This is a genomic window from Cellulomonas sp. P5_E12 (assembly GCF_054049315.1).
The window spans coordinates 1-23,318 of the sequence record NZ_JBFUMP010000036.1 but is presented as its reverse complement, the minus strand read 5'-3'; the positions used below and the strand labels follow the sequence as shown (position 1 = coordinate 23,318).

The window sequence follows — 23,318 nt, the reverse complement described above, 5'->3', positions numbered from 1 at the left end:
CGTCCTGCGAGACGACGTACTCCGGTCCGCCGTTCTACACGTCGCCGGCGACCGTGGGCGGCGACGGTTCGAACGGCAAACTGCCACCCGAGGCGCTGACGGCGATCTCGTGGGACGTCGACCCGCACGGCACCCCCTACTACCTGAAGAACGCAGCCGCGGCCGCGCTCGAGCGGCTCGACGCGGCGTTCCGCGCCGCGTTCGGTCACCACCTCGACCTCGACCTGACGTACCGGGACTACGACACCCAGGTGGCGATGCGGGCGGCCCTCGGCACGGTGGCCGCGCAGCCCGGGACGTCGACGCACGGCACCGGCCTCGCGCTCGACGTGCCCGAGCTCCCCTGCGAGTACGGCTGGGACACCCCGCAGCGCAGCTGGCTGATCGCCCACGGTCCGGCGTACGGGTGGACGTCGCCGTCGTGGGCCGGCCGCAACGGCTCCAACCCGGAGTACTGGCACTTCGAGTACGTGGGCTGACCAGGGCTTTCGTCGTAGCCCCGGCCGTGGGACGCTGCCGCTACCAAAGGGAGGTGCGGCGTGGGAGTCAAGGCGTGGTGGGTCGTCACGGCCGTGGTCGCGCTGCTCGCCCTGCTCGTCTGGTCGATCCTCAGCGGCGCCGCGCTCGCGACGTTCGTGGTCATCGGCCTCTACGCGCTGTTCGGCGCAGCCCTGGTGTGGCGCCTGGTGCTGGGCGCCCGCCGCTCGATCCCCGTGTCACGGACGTTGGCTCCCGGGCTGCAGGGGCTCGGCACGGTGCAGGACATGTACCTGGGACGCCAGGAGGTCCCGCCGGTGACCTACGGCGATGCCGCCCCGACGGTCCCGACACTCGTCGTCGACCGGACCGACCCGCTCGACGAGCCCGTCTGGAAGGTCTGAGCAGTCAGCTCACGGTCGCCGGCCGCACCGCGTCCGCGGTCGACGGCACGGTGATCAGCGAAATGACTCCGCCGGCGGCCAGCAGGGCGGCGCAGACGAACATCGCGGTGCGGTTGGCGGGCTGCAGGGTCGTGTCGTCGGTGAGCGACGAGCCCACGCCGGCCAGCAGGGGCAGGACCGCGATCGCGAGCAGGCCGGCGACGCGGGCGACGGCGTTGTTCACGCCGCTGGCCACGCCGGCCAGGTGGTCGGGAGCGGCGGCGAGCGCGGTCGTCGTCAACGGCGCGACGGTCGCCGAGAGCCCGAGACCGAACACCACCACGCCCGGAAGCACGTGCGTGAGGTAGGGGGAGTCGGTGCCGATGCCGGCCAGCATGACCGCGCCGACCGCGCACACCAGGGGACCGATCGTCATCGGGAGCTTCGGGCCGATGATCGTGCTCAGCTCCCCGGCCCGCGGCGACAGCAGGAGCATGAGCACCGTGACCGGCAGCGGGGCCAGGCCGGCGGCGAGCGGCGAGTAGCCGGCGACCACCTGGAGGGTCACGACGAGGAAGAAGAACAGCCCCGAGATCGCGGCGTAGATCAGCAGGGTCGCGGCGTTGGTGCCCGCGAAGGGGCGCCACCGGAACAGCGCGGGGGGCAGGAGGGGAGCGGCGGCGCGCGACTCGGCCACGACGAAAGCGACCAGGGCGACGACGCCGAACGTGAGCGCGCCGACGACGAGCGCGTCCGGCGTGCCGCGCTCGGTCCACACCGTGAACCCGTACGTCAGGCCCGCCAGGCCGAGCGCGCCGAGCACCGTGCCGGCGATGTCGAGCTTCTTCACCGCGTTGGGGTCCGAGCTCTCCGGCACGTGCCGGGCGGTCACCGCGACCACGATCGCGGCGAGCGGCAGGTTGATGCCGAAGATCCAGCGCCAGGTGGTGACCTCGACGATCCAGCCGCCGAGGAACGGCGCGAGGGCACCCGCGATGCCGCCCAGCCCCGACCACGCACCGATCGCGCGCCCCCGGTCCGGTCCGCTGAAGGTCGACTGCAGGATGGCCAGCGAGCCCGGCGTGAGCAGCGCGCCGCCGACCCCTTGCAGCGCGCGCGCCACGTTGAGCGTCCCGATCGTCGGCGCCACGGCGCAGAGCAGCGACCCCACCGCGAACCAGACGACGCCGACGAGGAACACCTTGCGCCGGCCGAACCGGTCCCCGAGCGAGCCGCCGAGCAGCAGGAACGCGGCCAGCGTCAGGGCGTACGCGTTGACGGTCCACTGCAGGTCGGCCGTCGACGCGTCGAGGTCCTCCGCGATCGTCGGCAGCGCGATGGTGACCACCGTGGCATCGATGAACGCGATGGCCGACCCGAGGACGGTCGCGAAGAGCACCCAGCGGCCGCGCCCGGACGCGTAGACGATGGCGCCCGCGGGCTCAGCGGGGGCGGTCACGGTCCTTGCTCGGCTGCACGCGCTTGGGCTCGCCCGGCATCTTCGGGTACTCCGGGGGATACGGCAGGTCGCCCTCGCCGTGCTCCGACTCCTGGCGGTCGCTCAGCTCCAGCAGCGACTCGATCGAGTACCGCGGTGCGGTGCGCGCCACCAGCGGGGCGAAGAGGTCGCCCACCTCGGCGAACCGGGCCGGCATCGTCGTGACGTCGAAGTCGTTCGGGTGCACGTCGGCGACCTCGTCCCAGCGCAGCGGTGCCGACGTCGTCGCGCGCGGGTTGGTGCGGATCGAGTACGCCGAGGCGATCGTGCGGTCGCGCGCCATCTGGTTGTAGTCGACGAAGATCTTGGCGCCGCGCTCCTCCTTCCACCACTTCATCGTGACCTCGGAGGGCATGCGCCGTTCCAGCTCGCGGCCGAACGCGATGGTGGCGCGTCGGGCGTCGACGAACGACCAGCGCGGCTCGATGGGCACGAAGATGTGGATGCCGCGCCCGCCCGACGTCTTCGGGGTGCCCTCCATGCCGTGCTCCGCGAGCAGCTCACGGACGCGCGGCGCCACGCGGGCGGCGTCGGAGAAGTCGGTGCCGGGCTGGGGGTCGAGGTCGATGCGGATCTGGTCGGGGGCGTCGACGTCGTCGCCGAGCACGGGCCACGGGTGGAACGTCAGCGTGCCCAGGTTGGCGGCCCATGCCACCACCGCCAGCTCGCTCGGTGCGACCTCGTCCGCGGTGCGGCCGCTCGGGAACGAGATCCGGGCGGTCTTCACGTACTCGGGCGCGCCCTGCGGCACGCGCTTCTGGTAGAACGCGTCGCCCGTGGAGTCCATGCGGGTGGCCAGCTTGGCGCCCTCGAACACGCCCTTGGGCCAGCGCTCCAGGGTGGTCGGGCGGTCGAGCAACGCGCCCAGGATGCCGTCACCGACCGCGACGAAGTACTGGACGACGTCGAGCTTGGTCAGCCCGCGTTCCGGGAAGTAGATCTTGTCCGGGCTGCTCACCCGGACCGTCCGGCCGCGCACCTCGAGCTCGACCGCGGGCGTCTTCGACGGAGACATGCAGATCAACCTAGGCGCTGGTCAGGGCTCGTGCCCATGGGCCGTATCCGCTCAGCCCGCACCGATCAGCCCTCGCTGGTGCGCGACGGACACGGCCTCGGCGCGCCCCGAGACGCCGAGCTTGGCCAGCAGGTTCGAGATGTGCACCGAGACGGTCTTTCCCGAGATGAAGAGCTTCTCGCCGATCTGCCGGTTGGACAGACCCTGCGCGACGAGGGCGAGGACCTCGGCCTCCCRCGCGGTCAGCACGTCGGTCCCCCCGACCCGGACGCCCGGCAGGTCGAGTCGTCCGCGCCGAGCGAGCCCGCGCACGGCGGTCGCGAGCGGGACCGCGCCCATCGCGTCCGCCTCGCTCAGCGCGAGGCCGGCCTCACGCAGGGCCGCCTCCCGGTCGCCGCCCTCCAGCAATGCCTCCGCGAGCCGGAACCGGCTGCGCGCGACCTCGTAGCGGTAGCCGTAGTCGAACTCGGTCACGGTCGCCCGCCAGAGCTCGGTGTCGTTGACCCCCGTCAGCCGCGAGTGCTCGGCGTGCGCCCGCGCCAGCCACGCCCGCCCCTCGGGCCCGAGCCGCCCGCCACGCGGACGTCCTCGCTCGGCCGTGGTGGAGGCGCGCTCGAGCAGCCGGTCGCCCAGCGCGATGCGCTCCGAGACGTCCCGACCGAGCAGCCGTTCCTGCGCGGCCGCGTCCGCGAGGGCGCCGAGCGCGAGCGCGACCAGCCAGATGCCGCCGAGGAAGTAGTCGGACCACGCCCGCCAGAGGTGCTCCAGGAGCCGCAGCGCCAGCGTGATCGCCTCGTCCAGCTCGCCGCGCCAGGTGTGCGCGTCGATGGTGCAGCCGCCCGAGACGAGGGCGATCAGGCCGTCCCGCGGCCAGACAGGCTCCAGGGCGTGACCGCGTTCGGCGGCGTCGTCGTCCCCCCGGGCCACGGCCGCGTACAGGCTCACCGCCACCAGGGTGTGGGCGAGCTCGTCCGGGACCGCACCGATGGGCGCCGACGTCAGGTCGCCCGAGACGTACCGGATGAGGTGCGTGAACATGTGCAGCTCGACGCCGTAGACGCTCCAGGTCATGCCGAGCGAGCGCGCACGCTCGATGCCGTCGGTGGTGACCTGGGTCGCCCCGTCGAGGTCGCCCGCGTAGTAGCGGTTGCTCGCCAGGTTGAACGTGGTGCGCAGCTCAGTGACGTAGTCGCACGCCTCCCGGGCGCGCGCCAGCGCGGTCTTCAGCAGCTCGGCCGCGCGGCTCTCGTCGTCGACCACCAGCACCGCGAGCGTGGTCAGCGCGTCCGACTCCGCGTCCGCCGCGTCCGCCGTGCGGGCGAGCTCGACGGCCTCCGTCGCGGCGGCCTCCGCCTCCGCGTCGAGGTCCGCGTTGAGCGCGCTGCGCGCATACGTGGCGAGCGCCCACGCCCGAGCGGGGGATGGTGTGTCGGGCAGGTCCGCCAGCGCGCGCGACGCCTGCTCGAGGGCGTCGTGGATGCTCTCGATGCCCAGCAGGTACCGCGCGAGACCGGTACGCAGGTTGGCCTGGCGGGGCACGTCTCCTGCGGTCTCCTCGACCGCCGACCGGGCCAGCTGCACGGCGCGGTCCACCTGACCCGCGCGGCTCGCCGCGGCCGCGGCCGCAACGAGGATGTGGATGTGGTCCAGGGGCGACCCTGCAGGGGTGGCCTCCCCGGTGGAGGAGCCCGCGTGCCCCGGACGCTCACCGCGCCCCAGCGCCGCCGTGACGTCGGGCACCGCCTCCCACAGCCGCAGCACGACCTCGAGGTGCCGCAGCTCCTCGGCGGGGGCCAGCACCTCGTGCGCCTGCTCGGCCGCGTCGAGGGAGGCCAGCAGCGCGGTCGGCAGGTCCGGCGCGCGCAGGGCGTGCGACGCCAGCTGGGACGACGGCCCGAGCGACGGGTCGTCGCGCAGCACGCGCAGGTAGGCACGGTGCAGCGACGACTGCTCGCCCGGCAGGAGGTCGGCGTACACCGCCTCGGCCAGCAAGGCGTGCCGGAAGGCGATGAGCGAGTCCTCGCCGACGAGCACGTGGTGCGCGACCGCCTCCCGCAGCGCGGCGTCGACGGCCCCGGGAACGGCCAGCTGCGCGTCGCCGTCGGCGGCCACGGCCGCGCGGAGCAGCGGCTCGGACACCCGCCGGCCCGCCGCGGACGCGATGCGCGCGAGGCGCTGGACCGACGGGTCGAGGAGCTCGAGCCGCGCGCGCAGGACGTCCGCGAGCGACCACGGCAGCTCGTCGGCCTCGGCCCCCGCCTCCAGCAGCTCCTCGGCGAAGTACGCGTTGCCCTCGGAGCGGTCGATGACCCGGCGCAGCGTGGTCTCGGTCAGCGGTGTCCCGCTGAGCGCCGTCGTGAAGTCGCGCAGCTCGTCGTCCGTGAAGGGGGCGAGGTCGAGGCGCTCGACCCGCGGGTGGCGCGCCAGCTCCGCGGCGACGGGCCGCCACGGGTGGCGCCGATGCAGGTCGTCCGTTCGGTAGCTGGCGACGACGAGCAGGTGCTGGTCGCGCAGGCGCGAGACCAGGAAGCGCAGCACGTCCCGGCTCGACGCGTCCGCCCAGTGGAGGTCCTCGAGGACCAGCAGGAGCGGGTGGCCCGGGCCGCCGACCGCGCCGAACGCCTCGACCAGCCCGTCGAAGAGCTGGAGGCGGTTCGCCTGGTCGTCGGGGGCCGTCGCCGAGCCCGACGGTCCCGGCAGCAGACGGGCGAGCGCGGGCCGGTTGCCGACCACCGCGTCGACGGCGTCCGGGTCGAGCGCGCGGAGCTGGGAGAGCGCCTCCGCGAACGGCAGGTACGGCAGGCCGATCTCGCCCAGATCGACGCAGTGGGCCACCACGACCGTCGCGCCGGCCGCGTCCGCCAGCTCCGCGACGTGCCGCAGCAACCGGGTCTTGCCGACGCCCGCGTCCGCCCCGAGCAGGACGGTCGAGGGCTCGCCGACGCCCGCGCGCTGCAGCGCCAGCATCAGCTGGCCGACCTGCAGCGCGCGGGCGACGAAGGGTGTGCTCATCGAGCCACGTGCCATGCCCCAGATCCTCGCAGGAGCCACCCACGAGCGGCAGTGGCCAGCGGGTGCGCCGGGCGCACGGGCCGCAGCGAGCCGTCGGGACGGGCGGTCGCCTCCAGGCCCTCGGTGGGCTCGGCGACGGCGAACGCCTCGTGCGTGGCGTCCCGCTCCGGGATGCCGCGGAGCGCGGTGAACAGACGCTCGTGACGGTAGGCGAGCTCGGCGTCGAGGGCGGGTCCCCAGAAGTCAGCCATGGTGTCCTCCTCATGTACGCCGGACGACCTGCCCGGCTCTCGTTGACAAGGACGACTCTGGTCGTGAGGCGGGGGTCGGCGGATCGGGAGGGTCACCTGGTTATGAGGAGCAGTTCGACCCAGGGGGCCCCTGAGGTGGGGTCGTGGGCGTCTGAGGCCTCCGGGTAGCGGTCTGAGGTACCTCAGATGTGGCTCGACCTGCGGCGATGCTCGCTCGTGCGGGGGTCCTCGGCACTGGCGGGGGGCTGCCGCCGGGCGGCGGCAGGGTTCAGGATGTGGACATGGCACTCGTGCAAGTTGCGCAGCACGCGGAGGACCTCGACCGCGCGGCGGCCTTCTACGCCGACCTCCTGGGCGCTCCACCCACCGCCCGCTTCGACCCGCCGGGCCTGCTGTTCTTCGACCTCGACGGAGTCCGGCTGCTGCTGGACGCGGGTGCGCCGTCGGCCCTCCTGTACCTGCGGGTCGACGACATTGGCTCCACCGTCGAGCGTCTCCGCGCCCAGGGCGTCGTCGTCGAGTCCGAGCCGCACGTGATCTTCCGGCACGAGGACGACACCCTCGGACCCGCGGGGACCGACGAGTGGCACGCGTTCGTGCGCGACTCGGAGGGCAACCTTGTGGGCCTCGTGAGCCAGCAGGGCTGAGCGGCGGCCGCGGTCCAGCCTCCGTGACGCCCCGCTGAGGCCCCGTTCACCCGGACGCGCCCACGGTCCCCCCGGGCACGACCGGTCGCAGTCGGGCACCCTGGTGAGGTGGGCGACGTGCGAGACCTCCGGAGCGCTGCGAGCGTGCGTCGTCGAGACGCGCAGGCTGTCGACGGCGAGCTCGTCGTCGAGGCCGAACGCTCGGCCCCCCGCACCGCCCGGCACTGGGTGATGCGGACCATCGCCGACGCCGGGGTGGGCGGCGCCTCCAACCAGGTCGTCGAGCTGCTCACGGGCGAGCTGGTGTCGAACGCGGTCGTCCACGGCCCCGAGGCCGGAGCGGTGCGGATCCAGGTCCGGATCGACGGCGACACCGTCCGGGTCGGTGTCCGCGACACCGGCGGCGGCACCCCGACCGTCGGGCACCCCGAACCCACCGCGCCGAGCGGGCGCGGCCTCGCCCTCGTCGAGGCGCTGTCCTCGGCCTGGGGGACGCAGACCCATCGCGACGGCAAGACCGTGTGGTTCGAGGTCCGCACCGACGAGTGACGCGTCCGCCGTCCGGTCGTCACGCACCGGGTCACCACGGCCGCCGACACGCCCGGGTTGTCCGAGGGTGCCCGATGTCACGTCCGAGAGGATTCGACTCCGTCCGACCCTGCTCAGGGGTGACGAGCCGGATCGTTGCCGCGTCCGCCAACGCGCTGGCCTGCGGTTCCACGATGCACGGATGGCCCGCGCAGCGTAGTTTCGGGGGCGGACGACTGGGAGCGAGGGGCAACGAGACCATGAGTGACAATGAGTGACGGCACCGGCGGGCCGAACGCGTCGACGACGACGACCCGGCTGCCCGACATCCGCGCCGAGGTGCGCGAGGACGGGACCGGCGAGATCTCGGTCGACGGCGTCATCGAGCGCGTCCGCATGGCGAACCTCGCCGAGGCCGGCGCCGCCATCACGAGCCGCATCGCCGAGCTGGCGGGGACCGTCGGTCGCCCAGTGCCCGTGCAGGTGCGCGACCCCGACGGCGTCTGGTCCCTGCTGATCCACCCGGACGGCCTCGTCGACGAAGCGCCGGGGTCGCCCGCCGACGAGCCCGGCGAGACGCCGGACACCACGAGCGGCTCCTCGGCCGACGCATCCTCCGGCGACGGCGCGCCCGAGGTCGACGCCGCGCGAGCCACCTCCCCGGACGAGGAACGCTCCGGCCCGGGCTCTGCACCGACCGCTGCCGCCACGGCCGCGGCGTCGGGCCGCTCGGGGGCGGACCGATCCCCCGACCCGGTCTCGTCGACACCGTCGGGCGGGACCCTGGCGACGCCGCCGTCCGGCGTCGACTCGGCGACGTCCGCGAAGGCGCCCGAGCACCCTCCGACGACGACGTCGTCCGCCACGCGCGGGCCCGCAGCGACGCTGGGCTCCGGCGCCCGGCCGCAGGACAGCTCCGCGACCGACGCACCGCCCGTCGCCGCGGCCGAGCTCACGGGAGCCCCGCTCGCAGCGCCGCCCCAGGGCTCCGCGCAGCAGCTCCCGACGCTGGACGACCTCCTCGCCGCGCGTCACCCCGCCGCGTCCGGCGGACCCGCCGAGCACGGCTGGCAGGCGGGCGTCCGGCGGCTGACCTTCGGCGGCATCTCCCCGAAGCCCGGTCGGGTCGAGCGTCGTCGGCGCATCGCCTCGGCGTCGGTGCGTCGCACCCTCGACGGCCCGAAGACGATCGTGATCATCAACCCCAAGGGCGGGGCGCACAAGACGACGGCGACGATGCTGCTGGCGGCGACCTTCGGGCTGCAGCGCGGCGGCTACACCCTCGCCTGGGACAACAACGAGACGCGTGGCACTCTCGGGTGGCGCTCGTCGCACGCCGACCACACCAAGACGGCCGTCGACCTGCTCAACGCCCTGCCCGCGCTCGGCACCTCGGGCACGGTCCGGATCGGCGACCTCGACGGGTTCGTGCGCACGCAGCCCAGCGAGCAGTTCGACGTGCTGGCGTCCGACGAGAACTCCGCCTCGGCCTCCTCCGTCGACGCGCGCTCGTTCACCTCGCTGCACCAGGTCCTCTCGAGGTTCTACCGGGTCCTGGTGATCGACACCGGCAACAACATGCGGGCCTCGAACTGGCAGGCCGCGGTCGCGGCCGCCGACCAGATCGTCGTCGTGTCGACCGTGCGCGAGGACACCGCGCAGTCCGCCGCGTGGGCCCTCGACGCCCTGCGTGCTACCGGCCACGACGACGCCGTGCGCCGCGCCGTGACGGTGCTGTCCGCGCCGGAGCCGAAGGTGGACAAGGACCTGCAGAAGCGGCTCCGCTCCCACTTCGGGGCGCTCACGCGTGCGGTGCTCGACGTGCCGCACGACAAGGCCCTCGTCGCCGGCGGACCCATCGACTACGACGCGCTCAGCACCACCACTCGTGACGCCTGGCTCCGCGTGACCGCCGTGGTGGCCGACGGACTCTGAGGTCGGCGGCAGCGCCCCGGCGCGGCCGTGCCGTGCGCGCGCGGAATCGGTCGCCCGGGGGTGCAAGATCGCGGCGCCTCGCGACAGAGTGCAGGTGTAGGCCTTCGCCCGACCACCATCACCTGGGAGCACCGTGCCGTCGCGGACACCGAGTACGCCGGACCTCGAGCCCGACGACCCGCCCGTCGACGAGCGATCCGACCAGGCCGGCGACACGGACCCCGGCCGGGACGCCGCCTGGCTCGAGGCGGTCGTCCGTGAGCACGCGTCGGCGGTGCACCGGTTCATCGTCCGGCGCGCGGGTCGCGACGAGGCGGACGACCTGACCGCGGACGTGCTCGCGACCGCGTGGCGCCGCCGCGCCGACGTCCCCGCGGGTGCCGAGCTGCCGTGGCTGTACCGGACCGCGGGGTTCGTCGTCGCGAACCACCGGCGCAAGGGCCGGCCGGTGCCGGTGGGCGACGTCCCCGACGAGATCGTTGCCGACGACCCCGCCGTGCGCGCGGTGCAGGACGCGCAGGTGCGCGAGGTGCTCGGTGCTCTCGGTGCCCGCGACCGGCAGATCCTGCTGCTCAACGCGTGGGAGGGCCTGACGGGCGAGGCGCTGGCCGAGGTGCTGGGCATCGGTCGCGGCGGCGCCGACGCGGCGTTGAGCCGTGCGCGCGCCCGCCTGCGGGAGGCCTGGGCCGCGACGGAGGCCTGATCGCGCGTGCAAGGTGCCGCGCCCTCGGCACACAAGAGGGGTAGAGGGCAGCGCACGCCGACCAGGAGGCAGGACCGTGGACGACCGCACCGAGCACGAGACCAGCGACAGCGCACCCGAGGCCGACGTCGCGTTCGCGCGCCTGCAGGCCGCCGACCCGGCCGCGGGCACCGAGCCCGACCTCGCGAGCGTGCTGGCGGCCGTGTCGGCGCGGACGGAGGTGGAGCTGGCGACGCACCCTGCCGACGAGCTCGCCGCCCGCCGGAACCGCCGAGCACCCCGCTGGCTCACGGTCGCCGCGGCGGTCGCGGGCGTGGCCGTGGTCGCCGGCGGCAGCTACGCGTACGGGCTCAACAGCTCCGCGGACCCCGAGACGATCACGGCGGCGCCGCCGATCTCGCTCGCGGGCGCGGACGACGGCCGGGGCGCGGTGGCACCCGAGACCGCGTCGATGGCCGCGGGCGCCGCGGACTCGGCCAAGCTCATGTACCCCTGGTACGGCGGCCGCACGGTGTTCACCGCCAGCGGGCTGTCGACGGACGGCGGCGCGGGCGACGCGTGGGGCTTCGACGCCGCGGGCACGTTCTCGCAGGAGACGATCGTGCAGGCGGCGGCTGTCCTCGGGGTGCCGGGGCAGCCGCGGCAGGAGTACGGCTCGTGGTCGGTCGGCACCAACGACGGCACGGGTCCGTCGGTGTCGTTGTCGCCGGACGGGCTGGCGAGCCTCTCGTACTACGACCCGACCCGGGACCCGTGGAACTGCGTGCGCTCGGCGCCGGACAGCATCGAGACACCGGCGAGCGACGCGGCCGGCGGGGTGGCGATGCCGGAGCCGGCCATCGACAAGGGCGAGTGCACGACCTCCGACCCGGCGCCTACCGGCGACACGGCGATCGGGCAGGCGAAGGACACCTTCGCGGCGCTCGGCCTCGACACCGCGGCGTTCCAGTACGCGGCCTCGACGGACCCGGCCAGCCCGCAGGTCACCAACGTCACCGCGAGCCTGGTGGTCGACGGCCAGCAGACGGGCGTCACCGCGAGCGCCACGATCGTCGCGGACGGGGTGCAGTCGCTGTACGCCCCCCTGGCGCCGATCGTCGAGCTCGGGTCGTACGACGTCGTCAGCCCGACGGCGGCCGTCGCCCGGCTGGGCGACCCGCGGTTCGGGATCACGGGCGGGGGTGGTGTGATGCCGCTCGCGGCCGAGGGGATGCGGGCCACCGACGACTCCGTGGCGTCGGCCGGCCCGTCGTCGGACCCCACCGTCCCGGCCACCCCGGCCGCGGGCGACCCGATCGCCTGGCCCGTCCAGCAGGTCACGCTCGTCTCGGCCCGCTTGGGCGTCGCGCTGACCACGCTGCCGACGGGGGCGTCGGTGCTGGTGCCCACGTACGAGCTGGCCGACGCCGACGGGGTCACGTGGAGCGTCGTCGCGGTGGTCGACGAGCAGCTGGACTTCTCGGCCGCGGGCTGATGCGCGCGTAGAGCGCGAAGGTCGGCCGGCGTCGGAGGGCACGTCGACCGGCCTTCGTCATGCCCGCCCTTCCTGCCAGACTCGCCTCCATGGCCGAACGCTCCGAGAAGCTGCTCCTGCTGGACACCGCGTCGCTGTACTTCCGCGCGTACTTCGGGGTCCCCGACTCGGTGAAGGCGCCCGACGGTACGCCGGTCAACGCGGTGCGCGGCCTGCTCGACATGATCGCCACGCTCGTCACCGCGCACCGCCCGACGCGGCTCGTCATGTGCTGGGACGACGACTGGCGGCCGCAGTTCCGGGTCGACGCGATCCCGTCGTACAAGGCCCACCGGGTCGCGGTCGAGGTGCCGGGCACCACGGGCGTCGAGGAGGTGCCGGACACCCTGTCGCCGCAGGTACCGATCATCGTCGACGTCCTGGCGGCGCTGGGCATCGCGCGCGTCGGGGTCCCGGGCTACGAGGCCGACGACGTCATCGGCACGTTCGTCGCGCGGGAGGTCGCGCGCACGGACCGGGTTCCGGTCGACGTCGTCACCGGCGACCGGGACCTGTTCCAGCTGGTCGACGACGACGCTCCCGTCCGCGTGCTGTACACGATCAAGGGCATCAGGGACCTCGGGGTGATCGACCAGGCGTTCCTGCAGGAGAAGTACGGCGTCCCGTCGGGACCCGCCTACGCGGACATGGCCGTGCTGCGAGGGGACCCAAGCGACGGGCTGCCCGGCGTGCCGGGGATCGGGGAGAAGACGGCCGCGCAGCTGATCCACCGGTACGGGTCGCTGCCCGGGATCCTCGCCGCGCGCGACGCCGGGGACACCGGGCTCACCGCCACGCAGCGCAGGCGGCTGGTCGAGGCGGCGGCCTACCTGGAGGTCGCGCCCGCGGTCGTCCGGGTGGCCCCGGACGCGCCGGTCGGGGACATCGACGACCGGCTGCCGAGCGTCGTCGCGGACGCCGGGGCGCTCGTCGCGCTGGCCGAGCGCTGGGGGCTGTCGTCGAGCGTGAAGCGGGTGGTGGACGCGCTCGCGCTGGGCTGAGGCCCCGTCACTCGATCGGGTGAATACGCCGAACGGGTGGAAGTCGGGCGTATCAGACATCGGTACCTGTGCTCCTGCTGTGACGTGCGCTACCGACCGGTGGCCACGTCCCCGCCGGAGACCACCGGCAGCCGCGCCCCGACACGGGGTCCGACCGGAAAGGTACGTCCATGTCCTCCGCCCCCACCCTGACGTCCACTGCGCGACCCGCGGCGACGACGTCGGCTCCCGTCCCGAGCAACACCCTCGCCCTCCCGGCCGCCGTGGCTCGGGTCGAGGCGGGGCTTGCCGAGGTCCTCGCCCGCCACTCGATCACCGCGCTGCGAATCAGCCTCGGCCTCGTGTTCCTCGGCTTCGGCGTCCTGAAGTTCTTCCCCGGCATGAGCCCGGCGGCGGAGCTGGCCGAGCGCACCATCGGCGCGCTGACCCTGGGCCACGTCGGCCCGACGGCCGCGCTGCTGCTCACCGCGATCATGGAGACCGTCATCGGGCTCACGCTGATCACGGGGCTGTTCCTGCGGACCGGCCTGGTAATCCTGGCCGGGGCGCTGGTCGGCATCATGTCGCCGATCGTGCTCTTCTACGGCGAGCTGTTCCCCGCCGGCGGGCCGACCCTCACGGGCCAGTACGTGCTCAAGGACATCGTGCTCGCCTGCGCGGGTGCCGTCATCGGAGCCGCGGCCCTCGGTGCCCGGCTGCGTCTCCCGCAGGAGTGAGTGTCGTCAGTCCTTCAGGTACACCTGGGGACCCGCCTCGTGCCAGCCGTCCGCGGCGGCCGGGGCGGGTCCTCTTGTCACGACCTTGAGCGTGTCGTCGACGGTGAGGTCGGCCCCGGCGGCGCTCGTGGAGGTGCAGCTCGTGGTGGGCAGCTCGCCCGTGGTCACCGCGAGCACGCAGAGCAGGTGGGTCCGGGACACCCCGGCGTAGTAGCGGGTGTCCGCGGTATGGGCGACGAGCCGCGTGGTCGCCGGATCGATCATGCTGCCGGCCAGGTCGTCGGCGGCGACCACGTCGACCGAGCGCTGCGGGTCCGCGAACGCGGTGAGCGTCGTCGACGGGTCGACGAGCGCGGCCGTGTGCTGAGCCAGCTTGACCCAGACCATCCCGCCGGCGACCAGGGCCGCGGCCGCGACGAGCACGAGCGCGGTCAGCCAGCCGGAGCGGCGTCGGGCGTCGCCGACGCCCCGGAAGTCGTGGAACGCGTCGGTGAAGAGGTCCGTGTCGTCGAACGTCGTCATACCGTGCACATCGGCCGGATCGACGGGTCACGTGAGCACCTGTGCACCGATTGACCCCGTTCGGGTGCAGGACGGCCTCGTCGGCAGGGCAGAATCACGTCCCGTGATCACGGTCAGCACGGACGGCTCCTGCCTGCGCAACCCCGGCGGGGCCATCGGCTGGGCGTGGGCCAACCACGACGGCACCAGCGCCAGCGGCGCCCACGCGTCCGGCACCAACCAGATCGCGGAGCTCATGGCGGTCCTCGAGGCCGTCCGCTCGCACCCCGGCGACGAGCCTCTGGTGATCCAGGCCGACTCGCAGTACGCCATCAAGTGCTCGTCCGAGTGGATCCACGGCTGGAAGCGCAAGGGCTGGCGCACCGCCGCCGGCGGCCCCGTGCAGAACCTCGCGCTCATCCAGTCCATCGACCAGGCCATCGCCGAGCGCGCCGGGCCGGTCACGTTCGTGTGGGTGCGCGGGCACCGCGGCGACCAGTTCAACGAGCGTGCCGACGAGCTCGCCGGCATCGCTGCCCGCGGCGTGCGCGACGGCGCCCCCGCGAACGCGGCGCCGGTGGCGGCCACCCGGGCGGTCGCGTCGCCGGCACCCGTCGTGGAGCCCGACAGGCTCTTCTGAGCGTCCCGCGTCGCCGATCGGCCGCGGCTCAGTGCGTCTGGCGTTGCCTCGCCAGGACCGCGAGCGCCTCGCCCGACGCGTCATGGACGTACTCGGACACCCAGCCGACCGGGGCGTGGCCCCAGCTGGTCGCGACAGCGGTGAGCGGGAGCACGACGAGATCGTGGTCCGAGTGCGTCAGGACCAGCTCGGGGGCGCCGTTACCGTGCGCGGACCCCCATACCAGGCCGGGGACGCGCTGCGCGACGAGATCACCGACCGAGACCCCGAAGGCGTGCACCAGCGACTCCGGGTCCGTGCGGTCAGCGGACTGCAGCCAGATCGCCTGGACGCGGTCGAAGAGGTCCCCGAGCGACTGCGGGTCCACCGTCCCGGAGCAGAGGCCCGTGATGATCTCGCGGTGCTGGGMCGCCCAGACGGTCTCGGCGGCGTTCAGCGGGTCGACCCGCACGGAACGGTGGTCGTCCTCCGGCATGTGCGGGTGCGGAACCTGCGACCCGTCGGAGGGCCGCGCAGCGCGTCGGAACATTGCCATGCCCCCTTATCGACGGGGTTGCCGCGGGCCTTGACCCGAGACGCGGCTGAATCGGCCGGACGCGCGAGGGCCGCGCCGACCCGGAGGTCGACGCGGCCCTCGTGGCGTGCGTCAGCGCTTGACGGTCAGCGCGTGCGCGGCGACGGAGGGCAGGTACCCGCGGTCGCCGTTGTAGGTCGCCAGCACCACGGCGGACCGCTGCGCCGCCGGCAGGGTCACCGTCGCGCTGCCGTTGACGAGCGGCACGACGGCCACCCGCTGCAGGCCGACGAGGACCGCCACCGAACCGGTCGGCGTGGGCGCGCCGGCCTGGCCCGTCACGGTGACCGTCACCGACGCCTTCGTGCCCGGGGTGACCGTCCACGACGACGCGGAGAGGGACGTCGTGGACGCCGCCGGTGTGACCCGGAAGGATCGCTGGCTCTGCGAGCCGGCGACGTCCGCGCTGCCCGCGTACACGGCCGTCAGCTGATGCGTCCCGGCGGAGAGGTCCGTCGGCAGGGCGATCGTCGCGGTGCCCTTGAGCCCGGCGACGGTGAGGGGTCCGGACGCGATGGTCACGCCCTTCTCCTTGATGTCCACGGTCCCGGTAGGCGCCGCCGACGAGCCCGTGACCACGACGGTCGCAGTGACCGCCGTGCCGTAGGGGGCCGAGTTCCTCGACAGCGTGATCGCCGTGGTCGAGCCCGACTTCGCGATGTCGACCGGCACGGCCGCCGACGTGGACGCCGCGAACTGCGCGGTGTCGGGCGCGAACGACGCGGTCAGCGAGTGCGATCCGCCGCCGAGCTTGACCTTGACGCTCGCCGTGCCGCCCGAGACGGGCGACGAGCCGATCGCCGTGGTTCCGTCGAGGAACGTGACGGTGCCCGTGGCAGCGGAGGGAGCGACGGTGGCCTGGAGCGTGAGCTCCTTGCCGGCCGTCGTCGGGCCGCTGACCGCGAGGGTCGTGGTCGTCGGCGTCGCCACCGGGACCGTGACGTCCACGAGCTGCACCCGCGAGACCGGGTCGGCGTTCTGGTGCTGGAACACCAGCACCTGGCCGTCGGCGGCGCCGGTGCCCTTGTGGACCGGGATGGTCGCGCCGTCGGCGCCGAGCGAGGAGAACGAGCCCGCGATGTCGTTGTCGAACCAGAACGGCGGGTCGTACGGGTTCACCGTGAACGACGGCGCCGTGTCGGCGACGCCGGAGTCGGCCGCCGCGTAGTCGGACACCGTGTAGACGTCGATCGTCGGGGTGGACCCGACGGGGATGCCCGCCCAGTCGAGCCCGATCGGGGCGACCAGGACGTTGCTGTCGAACACGCCCGAGTCGACGCTGCCCGAGAACCCGTTGATGAGCTGGACGTCGAGGTTCTCGCCGGTGTTGTAGTCGAACGTCGCGGCGATCGTGACGTCAGCGGCGGCGTTGTACTTCTGCACCACCGTCTCCAGGTCGTACTTGCCATCACCGTCGATGTCGATGTCGATGACGGGGATCACGTAGCGGCCGAGCGTCGCCCACTCCCCGTCGGTCGCGATGCCGATGCCGAGGAGGCCCGTGGTCGGGTCGCCGCCGGCTGCGGCGATCGCCGGTGCCGTCGAGGCCCAGCCCACGTACCGGATGTCACCGGCGGCGGTGGCCGACGGCGAGGTGACGAGCCCCGGGACGTCCTCGAGCTTGGGGCTCGTGGCACCCAGGATCAGCGGCGAGGTCAGCGAGTACCAGCCGCCCGACGCGACGCCGCGACCGGAGATCGCGAGGCCGGCCGTGGCGGCGCCCGGGTCGGCGAAGACGACCGGGGCTGCCTTGAGGTCGCTGACCAGCTTGGGCGCGGCCTGCAGAGGCACCCGGAGCTCATGGGTGCCCGATGTCAGGACGAGCCGCCCCGACACCTCCGCGACGTACTCCCGCGGGATGCCCGCCTGGATCGCGGCGGACGTCGGGTCGAGGTCGCGCTTCAAGGTGGCCGGGTCGGCCGTGAGCGTGAGCGTGACGACGGCCGACTTGCCCGCCGCGAGCGTGACGGACTCCGGCGAGGCGGTGATGGTGGCGCCGCCCGCGGTCGACGACTTCGACACGGAGGTCTTCCACACCGCGCTCGTCGTGCCGAGGTTCTTCACGGTGACGGTCTTCTTCTGGACGACCGTCGTCGCGCCGACCGGCACGACGCCGAACGTGACCGAGGTCTGCTCCGGGTCCTGCGTGTTGTACGCGATGGTGTCGGTCGACACCGCGTCGAGCGCGTCGACGCGACCCGAGCCGACGCGCTCCGGCCCGTAGGCCGTGCCCGTCCCCTTGGGACCCGTGAACACGTCGTGCGTGGCGGTGTTCACCACGGCCGACTTGACCTGCGCGGCCTCCCAGCCGGGGTGGGCCGAGCGGACCAGTGCGGCGATGCCCGCGACGTGCGGGGTGGCCATCGACGTGCCGCTCAGGGACTGCGGCTCGTTGCCCGTGCCGGACGCGGCGGAGAGGATGCCGGTCCCCGGAGCAGCGACGTCGGGCTTGCCCGTGCCGAGCGAGCCGTGCACGCCCCGCGACGAGCCGGAGTTGAGCATGTCTCCGGCGAGGTCCTGGACGACCGTGCCCGCCAGCGACGGGCCGATGTGGACCGTGAGCGTGCCGGCGGTGATCTCCGGGAGCAGCTCGTCGGTGGTGGGCGCCGTCATCTGGAAGCCGGGGATGGTGGCGTTGCCCGCGATGCCGGCCGAGAACGGGGTCTTCTCGGTGGGCAGCAGCACGCCGACGGCGCCGGCCGCCTGCGCGTTGTTGAATCGCGCGGCCGAGCCGCACCGGCGGGCCGTGTCGTCGTCGTTCCACCAGAGGTAGGCGATCTTGCCGGAGACCGCGGCGGCCTGGGCGGGGGTGAAGGCGGTGCAGCCGTCGAAGTTGCCGCCCGGGTTGCCTACGGGCGCGGTGACGTCTTTGCCGCCCGCGTAGTTGACCGAGTTCTGGCCCGAGTGCAGCCCGACCAGGGCCGGGTTCGACGCGGCGGTGACGTCGACGCCGTCGTAGGTCTGCGGGGCGCCCACGGAGTTGGCGACGGTGAGCGCGCCGGCCGCGTTGCCGGGGCCGCCGCCGATGTCGGTGATGTCGCCGGCGTTGCCCGACGCGATGACGACGACGGTGCCGAGCGCGGTGAGCTGGTCGACCAGCAGGTTGTCCGGGTCGTCGGCGGGGGTGCCGTCGGCGCCGAGCGACATGTTGACGACGTCGAGGTGGTCGTTCAGGTCGCCGTCGCCGTTCGGGTCCGCGGCGCGGTCGAGTGCCAGCGACGTGAGGTTGGTCGAGCCGCCGATGTCTCCGAAGACCTTCAACGAGTACAGCTGCGCGCCGGGCGCGCTGCCGGGGCCGACCTGCCAGTCGGAGACGTTCGTCAGGCTCGCGTAGTCGCCCCTGAACGTCGTGCCGTCGGGCAGGACGCCGAACCCGGCTGCGGTGCCGGAGACGTGGGTGCCGTGGCCGACGTTGTCGGACAGGTACGTGGAGTCGATCGGGTTCTCGTCCGGCGTGGGGACGTCGGTCGCGCCCGGGAGCGTCGAGGCCGGGTCGGCGTCGTACAGCGGGCCGGCGAAGTCGTAGCCGCCGATGAACTTGGCCGGGTCGAACAGGCCGGCGGGGATCGGGCCGGACCCGTCGGTGCCGTAGGCCGCCTTGTACGCGGCGACGGTGCCGGGCCCGCCGAAGTCGGCGTGGGTGTAGTCGAGGCCGGTGTCGATGACGCCGATCCGGACCCCCTCGCCCGTCTGGCCGGTGTCCTGCCAGACCTGGAGGGCGCGGGTGAACGCGACGGTGTTGGCGTTGGTGGCGGTCTTGGGGGTCACCCGGTAGACCGCGACGACGTCGGGCGAGTCGGCCAGTGCGCGGACCTGCTCGGCGTCGCCGGTCACGAGCGTGCCGGCGACAAGATTGGTGAGCGTCGCGATCTGCTTCGGCGCCGCGGACCGGGCGGAGCGCGCGGTCAGCTGCTGCGGGACGACCTCGTCGGCGAGCGCCTCGGTGTCCGCGGCGGCGGCGTTGACCTCGGCCGGGGTGCCGCCGTCGGCGGTCACGTCCGTGCCGGACTTCGCGTCGAGCTGGACGAACGCGGTGATGGTCCCCGACGCCTTGACCAGGTCCTTGGCGAGCTTGCTGTCCAGCCTCCCGGCGAGGGCCTTGGCGTTGCCCGCGGTCGGCCCGTCCGTCGGTGGTGGTGCCGCCGATGCCCCTCCCGCGCCCAGGAGTGCGGTGCTGACCGCGACGGAAAGTGCCGTGAACGCGGCGAGGACGGGTCGACGTGGCATATGCGCATCCCTGGTTCGAGGTGGAACGACAGACAGGTGCGGCTACGTGACGGTGGTCACAAAGCCGCATGCCGTGTGCACGTTACTGGCAGGTACGGGATTCGTCACGTTCTCCCCCGATTGCACGGTTCGCCCGACTGGCGGCCGGCCTCAGCGCAGCGGTACGAAGGAGTACGAGCCGTGCGTGGTGATCGTCGTGCGCCCGCCGGTCCGGACCACGAGGTGCATGGTCGACCGGACCGGGATCACCAGGCGCGCGTCGTCCCCGAGCTGGTCGACCAGGGACGGGGGCAGCTCCCGCGGCGCCGCGGACACGAGGATCCGGTCCCAGCCGCCGTCGACCGGCCGGCCGAGGACGCCCGGGGTCGCGGGCTCGAGCGTCGCCCAGGGCATGTCGCAGGCGGCCAGGTTGGACGACCCCCAAGCGGCGAGCGACGGGTCGAGCTCGAGGCCCAGGACCAGCCCGGCGGGCCCGACGAGCCGCGCCAGCAGCGCCGTCGTCCAGCCCGACCCGGCGCCGACGTCCAGCACGCGCGACCCGACCGGCACCTGCAGCAGCCGCAGCATGGCCGCCACGGTGCTGGGCTGCGAGCTGGTCTGCCCGTGCCACAGCGGCAGCGGGTGGTCCTCGCCCGCGCGGGCGCGCTGCTCCGGCGGCAGGAACCGATCACGGGCGAGCTCTCGCATCGCGTCGGCCACGTCGGCGGCGCGCTCCGGGTCCGCGACACCCCTGCGCATGGGTCGAGCCTACGATCGCCCCCAGATCTCGAGGAGGACGCATGGCCGAGTACGACGTCGTGGTGGTCGGCTCCGGGTTCGGCGGGTCCGTGGCGGCGCTGCGGCTCGTCGAGAAGGGCTACCGCGTCCTGGTCCTGGAGGCCGGTCGTCGGTTCACCGATGACATCCTGCCGCGCACCTCGTGGGACGTGAACCGCTTCCTGTGGGCGCCGCGGCTGGGCTGGCTCGGGATCCAGCGCATCCACGTGCTGCCGGACGTCGTCGTGCTGGCGGGCGCGGGGGTCGGCGGCGGGTCCCTGGTGTACGCCAACACGCTCTACCGGCCGTCGTCGGACGCCTTCTACGCGGACCCGCAGTGGGCGGGCATCACGGACTGGCGCGACGAGCTCGCCCCCTACTACGACCAGGCGACCCGCATGCTCGGCGTCGTCGACAACCCGACCTGCACGCCCGCGGACGACGTCGTGCGCCGCGCCGCCGACGACCTCGGCGTCGGGGCGACGTTCCGGCTCGCCCCCGTCGGCGTGGTGTTCGGGACGCCGGGCGCCCGCGTGCCCGACCCGTTCTTCGGCGGTGCCGGACCGGAGCGGCGCGGGTGCCTGCAGTGCGGCGAGTGCATGACCGGATGCCGGCACGGCGCCAAGAACACGTTGCCGACGAACTACCTCTGGCTGGCCGAGCGCGCCGGCGCGCGCGTGGTCGCCGAGACCACCGTGACGTCGATCCGTCCGCGCGGTGACGAGTGGGAGATCAGGACCACCCGGACGGGGCGGCGCGGGGGCGACCGGACCGTCACCGCCTCCCAGGTGGTGGTCGCCGCCGGGACGTGGGGCACGCAGCAGCTGCTGCACCGCATGAAGGCGGACGGCACGCTGCCCGCGCTCTCGGACCGGCTCGGCGCGCTCACCCGGACCAACAGCGAGTCGCTCGGCGGCGCGGCGACGCGCTGGCGCGGCTGGCGACGGCGGCCCGACATGACGCGCGGCGTCGCCATCACCTCGTCGGTGTACCTGGACGAGCGCACCCACCTCGAGCCCGTGCGCTACGGGCGCGGGTCCAACCTCATGGGCCTGCTGAGCACCGTGCTCACCGACGGCGGCGGGCGCGTGCCCCGGCCGCTGCGCTGGGCAGGCAACGTCGCTCGGCACCCCGGGCAGGTCGCGTCGCTCCTGCTCGGCCTGGGCAGCTGGTCGCAGCGCACCGTCATCGGGCTGGTGATGCAGACCGGCGCGTCGTCGATCACGGTGCGCCCGCGCCGGACGTGGCGGGGCGCCGTCCGGCTGACGTCGGTGCCCGGAGAGGGGGAGCCCAACCCCACGTGGATCCCGGCGGCCAACGCCGCCTACCGACGGATGGCGGCGCACGTGGGCGGGTTCGCGGCGAGCAACGTGGGCGAGGTGGCGGACGTGCCGATGACGGCGCACTTCCTCGGCGGCTGCACGATCGGGTCGTCGGCGGCGACCGGCGTGGTCGACGCCTACCACCGGGTGTTCGGCTACCCGGGCCTGCACGTGGTGGACGGCTCGACCGTCTCGGCCAACCTCGGCGTCAACCCGTCGCTCACCATCACGGCGCAGGCGGAGCGGGCGCTCGCACTGTGGCCCAACGCGGGCGAGCCCGACCGGCGGCCGGGGCTCGGGGAGCCGTACCAGCGGCTTCGGCCCGTGCGGCCGATCCGGCCCGCGGTGCCGTCGAGCGCCCCCGGCGCGCTGCGGCTGACCGTCCTCTAGCTCGGCTGCTGCGTCGTCATCGCGGAGACCACCGGGATCATGCCGGTGCGAGGCACCCCCGCCGCCGACGGGTCCGGGACGAACTTGGGCTTGCGGCCCGGCCGGCCACGCTCGCGGCGGATCTCGATGCCCTCGAGCGTGCTCGCCCGCCACACCGCACCGCCGTTGAGGCGGCCATCGGGCTGCGGGAGCCACGGCACCTTGCGGGAGAGCCAGACGCGGATCGTGGCGTGCTCGACCCCGAGCCGCTCGGCCAGTCGCGCGATGTCGTAGAGGTCGTCGAGGCCGCGCACGGGCGGCTGCGCCGGGGGCGACGGCGGCAGCTCAGCGGGGGGTGGTTCGGGGGGCACGGCGGAATCGTAACGGGCCGAAGCCTATGAATTGTGTGACGGAGCCGTGACGAGATCCACACGAGATCTCCCCCGCCAAAAGGGCTCAAGTGTCCTGGACGCTCGTCCGATGAACTTAACGTGTTACGCGTGAGTAACAAGATTCAGTCCCGAGGTCGGCCCAGCAGTGGCCGGCACGCTGCCGCGCGCCCTGCGCCGGCACGCGCCGCTGCCCGCCCGGCCCGCCTCGCACAAGGTGGCGTCGTCGCGGCTCTAGCCGTGAGCATGTGCGCGATCGTGGCGGTCTCGGCGAACGCCGACGACCGCGTCGGCCCGTTCGTCGCGCTCCCGTCCTCGAGCGCCGCCCAGGTGGAGAAGGCCCGGGCCGGCGCGGTCGACGTCGCGACGGACGCGCTCGAGGTCGCGCAGACGGTGCAGACCGAGGCCACGCAGGCGCAGGTCGACGCGACCGAGGTGGCCGCGCTGCAGGAGGCAACCGCCAAGCTCCACGAGCTCGTCACCGCCGCCGCGGCGGACGGCGACGCGGTCGACCGAGGCGCCGCGACCTCCCGCTCGGCAGATCGCGCGGACACGGCCGACACCGCGGCGCCCGCCGACGCCGCCGCACCGGCGGAGACGACCCCCGCGGCCACCCCGGCAGCGACCCCCGAGCCCGATGCGACGCCCGACCCGGCGACGGTGTTCGAGACGACGCCCGCGCCGGTCTCGGTGCCGACGATCCCGCGGAGCACCGGCAAGGAGGACGAGACGACGACCAAGCTGCGCGAGGCTGTCGCCACGGTCGCCACCCTCGCGAGCAGCGTGCGCGAGAGCGCCGACGCCAAGAAGGCCGCCGACGCCGCCGCCGCGCAGGCAGCGGCGCAGGCCGCCGCCGACGCC

General features: G+C 74.0%; 20 protein-coding genes and 1 pseudogene. 12 read left to right on the top strand and 9 right to left on the bottom strand.

What is annotated here, in order from left to right; translation table 11 throughout:
- Together ACXJKA_RS19055 and ACXJKA_RS19050 are read left to right on the top strand one after the other, a co-directional pair.
- Positions 1-479: M15 family metallopeptidase (locus ACXJKA_RS19055; RefSeq protein WP_456826767.1), on the top strand; the 479-nt coding region annotated here is incomplete at its 5' end.
- Positions 480-539: 60 nt separating this feature from the next.
- Positions 540-881, top strand: a complete 342-nt coding sequence (locus tag ACXJKA_RS19050; RefSeq protein ID WP_456826766.1) for a hypothetical protein — start codon at positions 540-542, stop codon at positions 879-881.
- 4 nt (positions 882-885) lie between these two features.
- Here the strand turns inward: ACXJKA_RS19050 and ACXJKA_RS19045 are convergent, their stop codons facing one another.
- Genes ACXJKA_RS19045 through ACXJKA_RS19030 form a run of 4 tightly spaced genes read right to left on the bottom strand, consistent with a single transcriptional unit; the run spans position 886 to position 6,636 of the window.
- Entirely contained in the window at positions 886-2,319 is a 1,434-nt protein-coding gene (locus tag ACXJKA_RS19045) for an MFS transporter (protein WP_456826765.1), read from the bottom strand.
- Positions 2,303-3,373 (bottom strand): DNA polymerase domain-containing protein, encoded by a 1,071-nt coding sequence (locus ACXJKA_RS19040; RefSeq protein WP_456826764.1) that lies wholly within the window; start codon positions 3,371-3,373, stop codon positions 2,303-2,305. The genes ACXJKA_RS19045 and ACXJKA_RS19040 overlap by 17 nt, the downstream gene beginning before the upstream one ends.
- Positions 3,374-3,424: 51 nt before the next feature.
- Positions 3,425-6,385 carry a helix-turn-helix transcriptional regulator gene (locus ACXJKA_RS19035; RefSeq protein WP_456826763.1) on the bottom strand — a complete coding sequence of 987 codons (2,961 nt, stop codon included), beginning with the start codon at positions 6,383-6,385 and terminating at the stop codon, positions 3,425-3,427.
- Positions 6,382-6,636 (bottom strand): hypothetical protein, encoded by a 255-nt coding sequence (locus tag ACXJKA_RS19030; RefSeq protein ID WP_456826762.1) that lies wholly within the window; start codon positions 6,634-6,636, stop codon positions 6,382-6,384. Before ACXJKA_RS19030 ends, ACXJKA_RS19035 begins: the two co-directional genes overlap by 4 nt.
- Before the next feature lie 281 nt (positions 6,637-6,917).
- On the opposite strand from ACXJKA_RS19030, the gene ACXJKA_RS19025 reads away from it, so the two are divergent.
- The 7 genes from ACXJKA_RS19025 (at position 6,918) to ACXJKA_RS18995 (ending at position 13,679) form a co-directional block, all read left to right on the top strand.
- Complete coding sequence (locus ACXJKA_RS19025) at positions 6,918-7,283, top strand: VOC family protein (protein ID WP_456826761.1); 366 nt, start codon at positions 6,918-6,920, stop codon at positions 7,281-7,283.
- Between the two features lie 117 nt (positions 7,284-7,400).
- On the top strand, positions 7,401-7,832 hold the full coding sequence (locus ACXJKA_RS19020) for an ATP-binding protein (protein WP_456826760.1): 432 nt from the start codon (positions 7,401-7,403) through the stop codon (positions 7,830-7,832).
- 249 nt (positions 7,833-8,081) lie between these two features.
- Positions 8,082-9,746, top strand: a complete 1,665-nt coding sequence (locus ACXJKA_RS19015) for a chromosome partitioning protein (protein WP_456826759.1) — start codon at positions 8,082-8,084, stop codon at positions 9,744-9,746.
- Positions 9,747-9,879: 133 nt separating this feature from the next.
- A complete protein-coding gene (locus tag ACXJKA_RS19010) occupies positions 9,880-10,449 on the top strand; it encodes an RNA polymerase sigma factor (protein ID WP_456826758.1) in 570 nt (189 codons plus the stop codon).
- 76 nt (positions 10,450-10,525) lie between these two features.
- On the top strand, positions 10,526-11,923 hold the full coding sequence (locus tag ACXJKA_RS19005) for a hypothetical protein (RefSeq protein WP_456826757.1): 1,398 nt from the start codon (positions 10,526-10,528) through the stop codon (positions 11,921-11,923).
- An 89-nt stretch (positions 11,924-12,012) separates the two neighbouring features.
- On the top strand, positions 12,013-12,963 hold the full coding sequence (locus tag ACXJKA_RS19000; RefSeq protein WP_456826756.1) for a 5'-3' exonuclease: 951 nt from the start codon (positions 12,013-12,015) through the stop codon (positions 12,961-12,963).
- 170 nt (positions 12,964-13,133) lie between these two features.
- On the top strand, positions 13,134-13,679 hold the full coding sequence (locus ACXJKA_RS18995; RefSeq protein WP_456826755.1) for a DoxX family membrane protein: 546 nt from the start codon (positions 13,134-13,136) through the stop codon (positions 13,677-13,679).
- 6 nt (positions 13,680-13,685) lie between these two features.
- Here the strand turns inward: ACXJKA_RS18995 and ACXJKA_RS18990 are convergent, their stop codons facing one another.
- The gene (locus ACXJKA_RS18990; protein WP_456826754.1) at positions 13,686-14,201 is read right to left on the bottom strand and encodes a hypothetical protein; all 516 of its coding nucleotides are present in this window, start codon (positions 14,199-14,201) and stop codon (positions 13,686-13,688) included.
- A 103-nt stretch (positions 14,202-14,304) separates the two neighbouring features.
- Here ACXJKA_RS18990 and ACXJKA_RS18985 point away from each other — a divergent pair, with 103 nt between their 5' ends.
- Positions 14,305-14,820 carry a ribonuclease H family protein gene (locus ACXJKA_RS18985; protein ID WP_456826753.1) on the top strand — a complete coding sequence of 172 codons (516 nt, stop codon included), beginning with the start codon at positions 14,305-14,307 and terminating at the stop codon, positions 14,818-14,820.
- Positions 14,821-14,848: 28 nt separating this feature from the next.
- Here ACXJKA_RS18985 and ACXJKA_RS18980 read toward each other — a convergent pair whose 3' ends face one another.
- From ACXJKA_RS18980 to ACXJKA_RS18970, 3 genes are all read right to left on the bottom strand, one after another.
- Positions 14,849-15,355 carry a DUF3806 domain-containing protein gene (locus tag ACXJKA_RS18980; protein WP_456826752.1) on the bottom strand — a complete coding sequence of 169 codons (507 nt, stop codon included), beginning with the start codon at positions 15,353-15,355 and terminating at the stop codon, positions 14,849-14,851.
- Positions 15,356-15,466: 111 nt separating this feature from the next.
- Complete coding sequence (locus tag ACXJKA_RS18975; RefSeq protein WP_456826751.1) at positions 15,467-19,621, bottom strand: S8 family serine peptidase; 4,155 nt, start codon at positions 19,619-19,621, stop codon at positions 15,467-15,469.
- Between the two features lie 150 nt (positions 19,622-19,771).
- Complete coding sequence (locus ACXJKA_RS18970) at positions 19,772-20,359, bottom strand: protein-L-isoaspartate O-methyltransferase family protein (RefSeq protein WP_456826750.1); 588 nt, start codon at positions 20,357-20,359, stop codon at positions 19,772-19,774.
- Positions 20,360-20,400: 41 nt separating this feature from the next.
- Between ACXJKA_RS18970 and ACXJKA_RS18965 the strand changes: the two genes are divergently transcribed.
- A complete protein-coding gene (locus ACXJKA_RS18965; RefSeq protein ID WP_456826749.1) occupies positions 20,401-22,089 on the top strand; it encodes an FAD-dependent oxidoreductase in 1,689 nt (562 codons plus the stop codon).
- On the opposite strand, the gene ACXJKA_RS18960 is transcribed toward ACXJKA_RS18965, so the two are convergent.
- Positions 22,086-22,439 (bottom strand): hypothetical protein, encoded by a 354-nt coding sequence (locus ACXJKA_RS18960; RefSeq protein ID WP_456826748.1) that lies wholly within the window; start codon positions 22,437-22,439, stop codon positions 22,086-22,088. The genes ACXJKA_RS18965 and ACXJKA_RS18960 overlap by 4 nt on opposite strands.
- A 258-nt stretch (positions 22,440-22,697) precedes the next feature.
- Between ACXJKA_RS18960 and ACXJKA_RS18955 the strand changes: the two are divergent.
- Positions 22,698-23,318 (top strand): annotated as a pseudogene (locus ACXJKA_RS18955) (hypothetical protein); the annotation flags it as partial.